This is a genomic window from Dokdonia sp. Hel_I_63 (assembly GCF_007827285.1).
Classification (GTDB): Bacteria; Bacteroidota; Bacteroidia; order Flavobacteriales; family Flavobacteriaceae; genus Dokdonia.
The window spans coordinates 2,518,963-2,531,974 of the sequence record NZ_VISD01000001.1 but is presented as its reverse complement, the minus strand read 5'-3'; the positions used below and the strand labels follow the sequence as shown (position 1 = coordinate 2,531,974).

The window sequence follows — 13,012 nt, the reverse complement described above, 5'->3', positions numbered from 1 at the left end:
CTCCGCTGGTAACAGCGGAGATTTTTTTTGAAGTATGAACACTTTTTATTCTGCGTAGGCTCCAGAAGAATATGTCAACTCATAACTGTGAGTGTATATTTCAAATACAATTCCAAAAGGATCTTCTACGTAACACATCTTATAAGGTTTGTCTTTTGGGTAGTACTCTCTTATGGGCATTCTTTGCTTTCCTCCATAAGAAACAATTTTTTCAATGAGTTCTTCAATATTTGGGTCTTGAACGCAAAAGTGAAAAAGTCCTGTATTAAAGGGGTTGAATTCTGGAGCTTCTTTTACACCGTGAGGGAACGAAAATAACTCTACTCCTATACCATCAGAAGTAGATAGGTGTGCTATCTCAAAAGTTTCCCAATCGTCGCCAAAAACGTCAATGCACATTTGACCTATTGCAGTCTCTTTTTCTTTTTTTACGACAGATGGAGGCATAATGACATACCACCCCATAACCTCTGAGTAAAACGCAACCGCTTTTTTGATATCTGGAACAGATAAACCAATGTGAGAAAATGATTTTGGATAATTCTTAATAGTGCTCATAATTATATTTTTCTTCAAAATTAGACTATATTGTTTAAGATGTCAATAACTTACCAAAATGTTATATACATTACTAAAAGAGTAAAATTCTGAAATACAATAATATAAACTTAATAAATGAGTAATAAAATTGCCTGCCCGCTTAATTACACTATAAATTTAATAGGTACCAAATGGAAACCATTGGTTTTATTTCACTTAATAGAAGGAGCTTTACGTTCTGGTGTATTACAAAAGAAAGTGCCAGGAATTTCCAATAAAATGTTTACACAAACCGTACGCGAATTAGAAAAAGATGGTCTTGTTAATAGAAAAGTTTTCCCTGTTGTACCACCGAGGGTAGAGTATAGCCTTACAAAGAGAGGGGCTTCTTTAATACCTATTTTAAAAAGCCTTGATGCTTGGGGAGCTATCGATGGAAATAATATTTACTGAAGTGATTGCTTAATGTAAATAGCAGAATGATTTATAAGAGAAAAAAGAAAGCGCTATTTGTATATAAATAACATAAGATGCAATAAGAAGAATTTATCACAATTACGAATCCTAGGCTATGTAGTTATTTTCAAATGTTTATTTATTGTGTTGGTTAGTATGGTTGTAGAAATTGGTTTTGATATGTAATCATCAAAGCCAGCATTAAGCATTTTTTCCTTATCTCCTGACATTGCTAGCCCGGTTTGAGCAATGATTGTAAGTTCTTTATTAGTCTTCCTTATTTCCTCTAATGCTTCATTACCATCCATAATAGGCATATTAATATCCATCAACACTAAGTCTATTTTAGAATTTTTGTGAACTAGCTCAACAGCCTCTTTTCCATTAATAGCTCGTAAAATGGTACAGTCATAATCCGAAAGGCAAGCTTGTATATAAAGAAAACTTAAGTTGTCATCTTCTGCTATTAAGATTGTAAAATCACCACTTTCTAAAGTAGTTTCATTAAATGTATTTGCTAAGTTAGTTTTGCTGACTATTTTTTTATAAGGTATTGTAAAGAAAAATGTTGATCCTTCTCCTATTTGAGAATCGATCCACACTTCTCCATTTAGAAGTTTTATGAGACCTTCTACAATAGAAAGGCCAAGACCTACACCGAGGTTATGAGTTTGCTCGCGTCTTCCTTGTGTAAACCTGTCAAAAATGTTTTTTTGTTCTTCTTCTTCTATTCCAATACCTGAATCTTTTACAAAGAATTTAAGGTTCTTTTCATAAAGGGAGTATCCAAATTCAATTGTTCCTTGTTTAGTAAATTTTATAGCATTCTCTAATAAGTTTGATATAATCTGTACTAATTTATTTTCATCTGTTTCAATGAAGCTATCTGCGTCATCAAGCCCCATTTCTATAATGAGTTTCACTCCTGAATTCTCCAATTTTAAAAGATATTTTGAATAAATATCTTTTATGATAGTATTTAGATTAACTCGTGAATTATCAATATGAATAATGTTTGATTCAATCTTGGAAATATCAACAATGTTAGAAATAAAACTTAATAAGCGATGTCCCTCTTTTTCTATAAGTTCTAAGTAGATATCTCTTTTTTCTTCTGATATATTTTTTCTCCTCAATAATTCTGAAAATCCCAAAATACCGTTCATAGGAGTACGCATCTCGTGACTTAAATTTGCAAGAAAAGCAGATTTTAATCTATCACTTTCTTCCGCTTTTTCCTTGGCACTTATTAATTCTCTAGATAATAATTTTTGTTGTGTGATATCTTGATTTGTTCCTGCAAGACTTATGACATTTCCGGCATCATCCATTATAGGTTGGCATATTGCCCGTACAGTTTTTTGAGGATGGTCAGGAATACAAATTCTATATTCAATCTTATATGGCGCACCAGAATTAGTGGCTTCATCTACTGCATTTTTAAGTATTTCTCTATCATCTGGATGAACTCTATCAATGACGCTTAGATACTCATGGTTGTCCTTTCCATATTTATAACCCCAAATGTTATACATTTCCTTAGACCATTCCATTTTCATAGTTAATGGCTTAACAAGCCAGCTACCTATTTTAGCTAGGGCTTGAGCATCACTTAATTCTTTCTCTGTTTTATCTAATAATAACTTAGCTTTTAGTTTGTCTTTTTCATTCTGTCTCTGCGCAGTTATATCAATGAAAATCATCACAATTTCCTTGATCTCCCCAGTACTACTTAATACTGGGAAGCCATTGAGAGTTACCCAAGTAATATCTTCTTTATCTTCTCGCTTCAAGCCTATAACTTGGTTTTTTATTGACTCTTTTGTCTTTGCAATTTTATTTACAGGATAATCTGCAATTGCTAGTGGGGATGCATTAAGATTTACAAGTTTCAGTTCCATACTTTCACCTGTTTTTCCTTGTACATACTTCTCATCAAAACCTAGAATCTGAGATGCTCTATAGTTGCACTGCACAATTGATGTATCTGGTGCATGAACAACTACACCAGCTTCTAGATTAAGCATTAGTATACGAAAGCGTTCTTCATTTTCTTCTGCACGTTCTTTTGCTTCTTTTATTAAGTTTTCTGTTTTAAAGCGTTCTGTAATGTCATGTATAACTCCAACGATAAAAATATTTCCGTTAGAATCAATAAAGCGTGTCTTTCTTGTAGAAATTCTTTGAGTTTCACCCTCTCTTATAGTCAGTGACTCTTCTGTTATGTTTTCTATTCCATCAATTATTAATTGTTTATCTATACTTAAAAAGGCTTCTCTTTCAGCAGGTGAGACCTCCTCAGCGAGTGTCTTACCAATAATTTCTTGTCTCTCAAATCCAAAAAGTGTGCAGAAGGCTTCATTAACTATTACCAACCTGCTTTGGTCATCTTTTACAAAGACTGGATCTCCTATATTCTTTATTATACTATTTAAATGATTTTTGCTTTCTTCAGCTTTTTCTTTTGCCTCTATTAATGCTTCATCTATAAGTTTTTGCTCTGTAATATCTTGACCGGTTCCTTTTAAACCAATAACAGTTCCGTTAGGACCTAGTACAGGTTCACATATACACCTTATTACTTTTTGTGTTCCATCAGGCAGACATATCCTATGTTCTATATCATATGGAATTCCTTGAGAGCTAGCCCTTTTAATACAACTATCCCACAATTCCATATCATCTGGATGGACATGATTAAGCAATACTTTGTAGGGAGGTGTGCCTTGACTTGGATCAAATCCCCAAATGTGGAACATCACCTTAGACCATTCCATTTTTCTTACATCAGTATTAAATATCCAGCTTCCTACCTTGGCAAGTTTTTGTGCTTCATTTAGATCGTCTTCTATAATTTTCCTATCTGTTATATCTTGAGTTACACCATAAACTTTATCCTTTATAAACTCTATACCTAGGATACTTAGATGTCTTATTTCATTGTTTGTCCTTACAATTCTAAATTCGAACGGCTCCATTGATCTTTCGGTGAAAAGTTTTTTGATAACGTTCTTTACCTTAGGTCTATCTTCTTCAAAAATTAACACCCTTACATTGTCACTAGTAGGATCAAATTCTCCTTTCTTAACACCATAAATTTTATACATTTCATCAGACCAGTAAGCTTCATCTGTTTTCCACTTCCATTCCCAACTACCCATTCTCCCTAATTTTTGAGCTTGTTGTAATTTTAATATAGATTGTTTCTTGGCAGATTGTACGGCTTTTAATTCACTAATGTCTTGGATAGTGACTGGCACTGATTTTTGTTCTAATAAAGTTTGAGGTATACGTACAGATAACAAAGCCTTAAATTCAACTCCCTTTAAGGTTTTATAGTTTACTTCAGAGATGAATGCTTTCTTCTTTTTCCAAATCGCAATTATAAGTTTTGTAAAAACCTTTGATGCTCCTTTTCCAAATGTGTTTTGAATATTATTAAAAAAATCCTCTTTATTTTCTGCTTTAAACAATTTTAAAGTAGCCCCATTTACATTATTTACTTTTAACTTTCCTAATAATGTAGATAAGGTCTCAGGGTTTTTCTTAAGATATTTTTTGATATTGGAGACATTGAGAGTTCTAAGTCTTTCAATTTCTTCAAATACGAGAGTGAAGTCTTCGTTCCATATAGAAATTGTAGAGTTATCAAACAGCGTTTTATAATCGTGCTCCCTTGCAGATTCTAAATCCTCTATTTGTCTTTCTAATTCTTGAAACTTAGACTTTTTATTTATTTCCATATTTGTTATAGCTTCAGCCATAATGCTGTCATTTAGACGGCTAATTGTCTTATTACTAATTCAATAAATAAAATTATTAAAAATATATAATATACTCCTTACATTAATAAAAAAGATTAGATTCCGCTTTCGCGAAAGCGGAAAAACGTCGCAAACGTTTGTAGAATTTAATGCTTTATCGGCTTGTAAATGCAATAGATTAAGATTAATTTTAAATCATTTATCTGTTTGGCTGATAGAATATAAGCATCATTTTTTTAATAATCTTTAATAGTTGTAAAGATTGTTTTCTTTTATTTTTGTAAGAAAAGACAATCAAATACTCTCTGCGACACCGTGTATTTAGTATTTAAATATATAACTACTTCTTATGGAAGATACCCAGTCTCACCTAGCTCCTTTTAATGAAGCAGAAAAGTTTATTTACTGTCTAGAGGCGGTTTCAGATGTGGATCACGAGATTACTACAGAGGTAATTACTACGTTAGAAGATATTGCTTTAAAACAAGGAATCGCTAGTATTTATAAAACCTGTGATTCTATAGAAAGCCTAGAGGAAAGCCTCAATATCCTCATCTATGATGACCATAATTTTAAGGATTATGAAATTATTTACCTTATTATGCCAGGCCAGCCTAATAATATCATGCTCAATGATTATTACTACAGCATTGAAGAAATTGCCGAAATTTTTGAAGGAAGAATGACAGGTAAAATCATCCATTTTTCAAATAAAAAAGCACTCGACTTAACTGACGAAGAATCACAATACTTTCTTGATGTTACTGGTGCCCGTGCAATCTCTGGCTATGGATCTAGCAAGAACACATTATCGAGCACAGATACTATAGATAGAGTGTTTTTTAGTATGTTTCAAGAAAACGAAGACTTTAAAGAAGTGGTGGAGGAGATGTTTCAAAAACATTATAAACTCTGTAAACTGCTTGATTTTAGATTGTATTATTAATCGTTACTTAAAGTGTGATTTTGTAAAATTCGCTTTCGCGAAAATGTGAAAAATCAACATTATCTTCTCATTCATTAAGCAAATTAATAACAACAGAATGATAGACTTGATATCATTACAATTGGTGAAATATAATAACCGATAAAGCGCTCTAAAGTATCAGCATAACAAGATTCCCTACCGTTAAAACTTGCAAGATAAAAAGCAGGAGGCTCAAATCTTTTTTAAAGCGATAACTGATGCCTATTGCAAGAAAAACAAGCAGTGGAAGCACCAGTCCAGAAACTACTCTAAAGGAGTAAATTTGATTCTTGTTTGATGTAGCTAGCTTGTACCCATTAACTTCTTTAAAGAGCAAAGACAGTGCATAATCAATTTGTTTATCTTCTGCAGTAGTAGCAACATCCTTTGAAACCGAAAACTGACGAGTAGCAGTCACTACATGATACGTATTGTGCCAGTTTCCACCAGCATTATAATATTTTTCCTTTTTTCTAGATACGGAAACCACATCTTCTGTATACCGAGTTCCAGGCAAGGCAAAATCCATAAGTACCACTAGTGTTATAAGTATGGTAATGCCATGTATTATGCGGTTTGGGAGTGATAGTCGGCTCTTCATAATAAGTTGGAAACTACTATTAATTTGTTAACTCTATAATATCAGGATTTACTTGTTTTATTATGGAAGCTAGGTTGATTTTTTATTAGTATCACTATTCAACTATTGTTACAATCTTCAAGTTTTCGAGTCAGAGAAATCATTTGCAAAAGCTTAAATAACTGGCTTCCAACAATCTATTAGCGTACTATTAATCTTCTATCGCGAGACTTTAGACTTTATGGATTTAGTAGTCTCTTAAGTGTAAATATGAGTTGTTATACAATTGTCGTTGCCGTTTTACTCTTTCAACCTTCTCAATCTTTATCAAACATATTCATTCTTAATACATTAATCATAATTATAAAAAAATAATTTAGATTAATTCTAAATAGCTTTTTTACTAAAAGAAATCATGCTAGTTTTGCGCTCTATTTATATTTAATCTAAATAAAAACAAACAATGAAATATTCATTACTTTTCACGCAATTACTTTTTCTATCAGTCACAATGGCTCAGACAAATCCTACTATCGAAGGAAGCGCTAAAGGAAAACATAAGGAGGCAATACCATTTGCAAATATTTATATACCTACTCTCAAACAAGGTACAATGGCAGATGAGGAAGGTATGTACACACTTACTATAAAGAATGAAGGTATTTATAAAATTGAGATAAGTGCCATCGGTTTTGTAACAAAAACCATAGAGGCAAGCTTTATATCAAATCAAATAAACACTTATAATATTGTACTGGAATTTGATAATTCGCTTGAACAAGTGGAAGTCTTTGGAAGACGTAATAGTCATCCAGATAAAATAGAAGCTTTAACTAGGTTACCGTTAGCTCCACACGAACAGATACAAAGTATATCTGTTATTTCTGAAAAACTTATAGAAAAGCAAGGAGCTTTGACAATCTCTGATGCAACAAAAAACGTACCTGGAGTTTACACATTTGCCACATATGGCAATAAAAGAGAAAGTATTTCTTCCAGAGGCTTCAGAGGAATTCCAATTTTAAAAAATGGCGTTCGTGTGCATTCAGATTTTAGAGGTGTGGGTATCCTTACAGATATGCAAGGAGTAGATAATATTCAAGTTCTTAAGGGAGCTGCTGCTATAACTCAAGGTTTAGCTACAGATCTAGGAAGCCCGGGTGGAGTCGTCAATATTGTTACTAAAACTCCTAAATACCGCTTTGGAGGTCAGGTTTCGCAACGCTTAGGGAGTTATGGACTCACACGTACAACAGTAGATGTTTATGGACCGCTTAATGAAAAAGAAACTATAGCTTACAGATTCAATGGGGCTATTCAAAGATCAGATAGTTACCGTTCTGGAATTTCATCACAGCGATTTTATATCAATCCCTCACTTGAGTTTAAGATAGATGATAAGTCAAAACTTACCCTAGAACTTGATCATTTTTATGATAGTCGTACTCCTGATATAGGAACGGTAAATCTTGACGAGAATGATACAAATGCAATTTATGACTTGCCCCATCATCAATTTTTAGGTTTTGAAAATGACAAAGCAATTACCAAGAATACAACATATTCTGTACGATTTGATCGTATTCTCTCAGATAAGCTCACTCTTAAAGCAGCTTACTATGCATCACAGTTAGACCTCCAAGATAAAGGGGCAAGTCTAGGCGGGGCTATTGCTACAAATGATGAGATACAGTACAATCTAAGACAGAGAGGTTACTCAAATTCATATAGAAAAGATGATAACAGTACTTTACAATTAGACTTAGTGGGTAAGGATATTCAAACTGGCGCCATAAAGCATACATTTCAAATAGGTTTAGACTACAGGACAACAAACGCTTCTACTGGTAGTGAAACTATAAATGTAGTAGATACCCTCAATGTATTTAAAGCTAACAGTAGCGTATTACCTAGTATAAGTTTTCAAAATGAAAATCTAAGTTTTGCCGAGACCAATGCTCTAGGGTTTGTAGTACAAGATGTTATTTCTTGGAATAAATGGCTTAACACGTTTATTGGTTTGCGCTATAGCACTACAGAAACAATAACTGTTAATGAAATTACAAGTAGCGACACATTTAGTCCTCTTGTAGGTTTTGTAGTGTCACCAGTATCACATCTTAATGTTTTTGCTTCATATACAAATAGTGCCTACCCTCGTACAGGTAGTAGAATAGATATTAATGGTAATGCATTAGGAAATGAACGTTTTGACCAATTTGAAGCAGGTCTAAAAACGAGCTGGTACAACGATCGACTACGTTTTAATGCAACCTATTTTAAAATAAATAATCGTAACATTAATTTACCAGTTTATGACAGCAACTTTATCGCAACAGGATTTTATGAAAAGGGAGGTAATGACCAGAGACAAGGTATAGAATTAGAACTTACTGGTCGTATATTAGAAAACCTAACGGCAGTAGCTGGGTATTCATTCATAGACGCGCAATATAAAGAGCATACTTCATTTGTGTATGGTTCTTCACCTCTCAATACACCTAGTCATACAGCAAATCTTTATTTAGATTATAACTTTACAAATAAGCTCAAAGGCTTAGCATTAGGTGGAGGTATTTATTATACTGGAGATAGACCTGTGAATGATTGGTCTGCAGGAGCAATAAGCCATGAGGGAATTATACCTAACCAAGAGCCGTTTAACATAGCATCTTTTACTCAAGTAGATCTTCAAGCATCATATACCTTTAATGAGCATTGGAGTGGGAGATTATTAGTCAATAACCTTTTTGATGAGATTGGATATAATGCTTATAGAACAAGATTTATAAACCAGACAGATCCTAGAACGCTATCTGCGGTTATAAGCTATAACTTCTAATTTCCAAATAAATTAATTTACTAAAAATAAAATAGAATGGTCATCTCTTTAAGGTGATCATTCTCATTTTATATAATTTATGACAGCCTATGTTTTATTTACTCAAATAAATCTTCTATGAGTTTTTTTTCTGTCCTTATGCCAAAAGGCAAAAAGGCTACACATATTATATATGAAAGTGAGAACTAGCTATATGTTCTAATCATTTTCTTTTTTTTGAGCTTCTAAAATCACATCAGTTTCAAAATATTTTATTTTACAAATCTATTTTGAATATTTATATCTATTGTGTTCTCATCATTAGTGTACCACTCTACGAATGCGTCATATTCTTTTTGATGAGTATCTAACCATTCATTGTATTCTTTTTCGTTACCAATTTGGAACAAGTAATGATTATAAGCGTCAAATAGATTTTTATCAAGAAGCTCTTTTTGATAAGCAAAAAGTATATTTTGATGTATGCTCAAATCTTCTTGGTAGTAATTCTCAATAAATCGTTCTCTTATTCTTGATAGTGAATTTAAAGTAATTTCTTTTTCTTCAATTATAGCTAGGGTAATATTCTTACCAAAAATGCCGCAAAATGGAAGATTTACAGGCTCGTCAATATTTACTTTTGTTGCATCAATGTTAATCTCACAGAAATCAATAGAGATATCTGTATCTCCAAAAGTAATGGAGGATTTATAGGTCTCATAGAGAAGCTCACTCATCTCGATGGTGCGGTCGGTGGTTCTTTCTAAGTTCATGAATATCTCTCCATCAATTAGACCTGAAAGCTTATCAGGAGAATTTAAATAGAGCTTAGCAAGTCTAAAGTAGTTGGAAGCAAATGTAGGATCAACTTCAATCCCTTTTTGATAGTTGACTATTGCCTGATCATATTCTTCTTGATGGTGATATACGTTTCCTTTTTCAAGATGTAAATTACCGGCATTAGGAAAGCGTTCCATTCCCTCTTCATATTCTTTAATAGCCCTTTCTGGTTTGCCTAAATAACTATAGCAGTTACCAGACATTTGATAGACTTGGCTATTTAAAGTGTCATATTTCTTTATTTTTTTTAGAATTTTTAAAGCTTGGTTGTAGTCTTTAGTTAACACATGGGCGTAAGCAATCTCATAGGGGTAGGAATAGTTTATAGGATCGAGCTTCTGGCTTTCTTCCAAAAGCTTAATGCTTTCATCAATTCTACCCTCATCCATTATAGTGATGGCCTCCTTTGCTTTTTCTAGAGCTAGCTCTTTATTGGTTTGAGCGAAAGCAGTAAATACAATGAGTTGAAGAATGATAAATAGAACTATTTTATTCATAAGATGGTATTGTTATAAAAAGTCAAATTTATATTTAGTTTAATTATTGGGGTTATCCAAAACTCTTTTATCTAATAGTGCTTTTTCATAACACGTTCCAAACCCAATATAACTAATAGCATTTATTTTAATTTTTTCATTTTCAATCCATTCCGCATTTTCATTTATTAATTTTAATTCCACTTCGTTTTCAGATATATTTTCAATTCTTCCTACATAATATGAATCATCATCAGTTTCTGTAAACACTGTAATCAACTCTTCATTCTCTAATATCAACAAGCACTTAAAGAAATTATTCATTTTTTCGAGCGGTAGTTTTCCAATAAAATTCGTGTAATTGTTATTCTTTATTTCACTTAATTCGTTGTCGTCCCATTCTCGATATTTTTGTATTTCAAAATTCCTAATTATTGCGAAACCATCGTATTCTTTTGAGTCATCATTAAAATTGATAAAGACAAAAATATTATTATTCGATTTTAGGCAAATTCCAGAATAAACTTCATTTCGATTTGGAGCTAAGTCAACGTGAATTGGAATTCGATTTTTAATTATCTTTTGCATTTTTATAATTTGAACAAATTTTTGTTAATTCCCTAAAATTACAAAACGATTGTACCTTAATGACTGTGTAGATGTCTGATTTAAAAATATTTAGAGTATAGGCTGTGGGATTAAACATACAATAAATTTTAAAGTTATGTGCCGCGCATAATATTACAAATAAAGCTTTAACATCATCTCAATAGATGTCAAAATAACACATCAACCACTTCTTAAAACCCAAAAAGGAGTTGTTAAACATACAACTCCTTTTTATTATTTACATACGGTTATCCGTATTATGGTGGTATTTAATGCAATTATGTGATTAGGATTCACATTTTCGCGAAAGCGTACTTTTAATAACGCACGTCTTTCATATCAATTTCGTCGGCAACTTCTGCTTTGTTATAGTTACCTCCTAGATCTGGGCATGCCATGAGGGTAGCGGCTCCTTTAAAGGGTACGGCTACTTTATTGTATCCATACACATCTGCTAGGGTCTGGGTGAGGTTTTTATCTCCTAGATTAATATCTACATCGTCCATGGTGAGCTGGCAAGGGTGCTCATAGCCGCAGGCGCGAGTGATTTCTAGTAGTTCTTTCTTGAAATTTTTAAAGTAATAGTGTGTGCGCTCTGCCTTATCTGGAATATCTATACCGCGCTGTAACCACTTGTTTTGGGTCGCAACACCAGAAGGGCAGGTATTGTTGTGGCATACCTTTGCTTGTATACAACCTACGGCAAGCATGGCCTCTCGGGCTACATTGATACAGTCTACACCCATCGCAAAAGCCATGGCGGCTTTAGCTGGGAATCCTAACTTTCCTGAGCCTATAAATACCACACGCTCTGTGAGCTGGTATTCCTTAAAAATTTTATAAATATCTGAGAATCCATAAACCCAAGGTAGCGCCACATGATCTGCAAAACTTGGCGGGGCAGCGCCGGTTCCTCCTTCACCACCATCTATGGTTATAAAATCTGGTCCTTTACCAGTAGTTGCCATTATTTTTGCTAGTTCGCGCCACGCATCCAGTTTTCCTATGGCAGCTTTAATTCCTACTGGGAGTCCTGTTTCATGAGCGATACTTTCTACAAAGTCAACCAATTCTGGCACATTAGAAAATGCTTTATGGTTAGGAGGAGAGAGTACATCTTTGCCCACTTCCACACCACGTATTTCGGCAATTTCCTTAGTAATTTTTGATCCTGGGAGTACACCTCCTTTTCCAGGTTTGGCTCCTTGTGAGAGTTTTACTTCTATGGCGCGTACTTGTGGGTTCTCGTCTACAAGTTTTTTCATTTTTGGCATAGAGAATCCGCCGTCTTCGGTGCGCACTCCAAAATAACCTGTTCCAAAATGAAACACTACATCACCGCCTTTTTTATGGTAAGGGGAGAGTCCGCCTTCACCAGTATTGTGATAGGCGTATGCTTTTGCACAACCTCGATTTAAAGATTCTACCGCTTTCGCCGAAAGGCTACCATAACTCATAGCACTTACGTTAATAATAGAACTAGGTCTGTAAGGGCGCGCTCTTCTGCCAGCCCCCATCACTTTTGCACATGCAAGGAAGTAAGGGTCTTTTGCATTAGGGTGATTTTCTTCCACCTTGTAGGGCATCATCGCATTATTAATAAAGATATAATGCGACTGGTTGATGTCACGGTCGGTACCAAAACCTTCGTAGTTATTTTCATTTTTGGCAGAGGCATAAATCCACCCACGTTCAATACGATTAAAAGGAAGTTCCTCACGGTTATTTGCGACAATATACTGGCGTAACTCTGGTCCAATACTCTCAAGCATATACCTAAAATGTCCCACAACTGGGAAGTTGCGCGTAATAATATGCTTTTTGTTGAAAAATATATCTCGTATAGCGACAATTATTACCACCAAAATCAGCCACATCCACCATGAGATATTACCTAAAAACTCAAGAACTTCTTCCATGTATTCAATTTTTGCACTAAAATACAATTTACTATCTCCT

Annotated in this window: 9 protein-coding genes; 3 read left to right on the top strand and 6 right to left on the bottom strand. The window is 33.7% G+C overall.

Translation table 11 applies throughout. The annotated features are described in order from the left end of the window. Nucleotides 1–45: 45 nt before the first annotated feature. The gene (locus JM84_RS11055; protein ID WP_013751916.1) at nt 46–558 is read right to left on the bottom strand and encodes a lactoylglutathione lyase family protein; all 513 of its coding nucleotides are present in this window, start codon (nt 556–558) and stop codon (nt 46–48) included. 117 nt (nt 559–675) lie between these two features. Between JM84_RS11055 and JM84_RS11050 the strand changes: the two genes are divergently transcribed. Beyond that, complete coding sequence (locus tag JM84_RS11050; RefSeq protein ID WP_144784261.1) at nt 676–993, top strand: winged helix-turn-helix transcriptional regulator; 318 nt, start codon at nt 676–678, stop codon at nt 991–993. Between the two features lie 116 nt (nt 994–1,109). Here JM84_RS11050 and JM84_RS11045 read toward each other — a convergent pair whose 3' ends face one another. Further along, entirely contained in the window at nt 1,110–4,760 is a 3,651-nt protein-coding gene (locus tag JM84_RS11045; RefSeq protein ID WP_144784259.1) for a PAS domain-containing protein, read from the bottom strand. 349 nt (nt 4,761–5,109) lie between these two features. Here JM84_RS11045 and JM84_RS11040 point away from each other — a divergent pair, with 349 nt between their 5' ends. Further along, nucleotides 5,110–5,706 (top strand): DUF6642 family protein, encoded by a 597-nt coding sequence (locus JM84_RS11040; RefSeq protein ID WP_144784257.1) that lies wholly within the window; start codon nt 5,110–5,112, stop codon nt 5,704–5,706. A 151-nt stretch (nt 5,707–5,857) separates the two neighbouring features. On the opposite strand, the gene JM84_RS11035 is transcribed toward JM84_RS11040, so the two are convergent. Further along, nucleotides 5,858–6,328 carry a hypothetical protein gene (locus JM84_RS11035; RefSeq protein ID WP_144784255.1) on the bottom strand — a complete coding sequence of 157 codons (471 nt, stop codon included), beginning with the start codon at nt 6,326–6,328 and terminating at the stop codon, nt 5,858–5,860. Between the two features lie 442 nt (nt 6,329–6,770). On the opposite strand from JM84_RS11035, the gene JM84_RS11030 reads away from it, so the two are divergent. Further along, nucleotides 6,771–9,149 (top strand): TonB-dependent receptor, encoded by a 2,379-nt coding sequence (locus JM84_RS11030; RefSeq protein ID WP_144784254.1) that lies wholly within the window; start codon nt 6,771–6,773, stop codon nt 9,147–9,149. 251 nt (nt 9,150–9,400) lie between these two features. Here JM84_RS11030 and JM84_RS11025 read toward each other — a convergent pair whose 3' ends face one another. From JM84_RS11025 to JM84_RS11015, 3 genes are all read right to left on the bottom strand, one after another. Next, a complete protein-coding gene (locus JM84_RS11025) occupies nt 9,401–10,465 on the bottom strand; it encodes a tetratricopeptide repeat protein (protein WP_013751922.1) in 1,065 nt (354 codons plus the stop codon). 39 nt (nt 10,466–10,504) lie between these two features. After that, nucleotides 10,505–11,032, bottom strand: coding sequence for a hypothetical protein (locus JM84_RS11020; protein WP_144784252.1), 528 nt, complete (start codon nt 11,030–11,032; stop codon nt 10,505–10,507). A gap of 338 nt (nt 11,033–11,370) precedes the next feature. After that, nucleotides 11,371–12,972, bottom strand: a complete 1,602-nt coding sequence (locus tag JM84_RS11015) for an FMN-binding glutamate synthase family protein (RefSeq protein WP_144784250.1) — start codon at nt 12,970–12,972, stop codon at nt 11,371–11,373. Between the last annotated feature and the right edge of the window lie 40 nt (nt 12,973–13,012).

Bases quoted from the DNA above. Each gene is read 5' to 3' on its own strand.
- JM84_RS11025 (WP_013751922.1), bottom strand. From the start codon at position 10,465: ATGAATAAAATAGTTCTATTTATCATTCTTCAACTCATTGTATTTACT.
- JM84_RS11015 (WP_144784250.1), bottom strand. From the start codon at position 12,972: ATGGAAGAAGTTCTTGAGTTTTTAGGTAATATCTCATGGTGGATGTGG.
- JM84_RS11055 (WP_013751916.1), bottom strand. From the start codon at position 558: ATGAGCACTATTAAGAATTATCCAAAATCATTTTCTCACATTGGTTTA.
- JM84_RS11040 (WP_144784257.1), top strand. From the start codon at position 5,110: ATGGAAGATACCCAGTCTCACCTAGCTCCTTTTAATGAAGCAGAAAAG.
- JM84_RS11030 (WP_144784254.1), top strand. From the start codon at position 6,771: ATGAAATATTCATTACTTTTCACGCAATTACTTTTTCTATCAGTCACA.
- JM84_RS11050 (WP_144784261.1), top strand. From the start codon at position 676: ATGAGTAATAAAATTGCCTGCCCGCTTAATTACACTATAAATTTAATA.
- JM84_RS11045 (WP_144784259.1), bottom strand. From the start codon at position 4,760: ATGGCTGAAGCTATAACAAATATGGAAATAAATAAAAAGTCTAAGTTT.
- JM84_RS11035 (WP_144784255.1), bottom strand. From the start codon at position 6,328: ATGAAGAGCCGACTATCACTCCCAAACCGCATAATACATGGCATTACC.
- JM84_RS11020 (WP_144784252.1), bottom strand. From the start codon at position 11,032: ATGCAAAAGATAATTAAAAATCGAATTCCAATTCACGTTGACTTAGCT.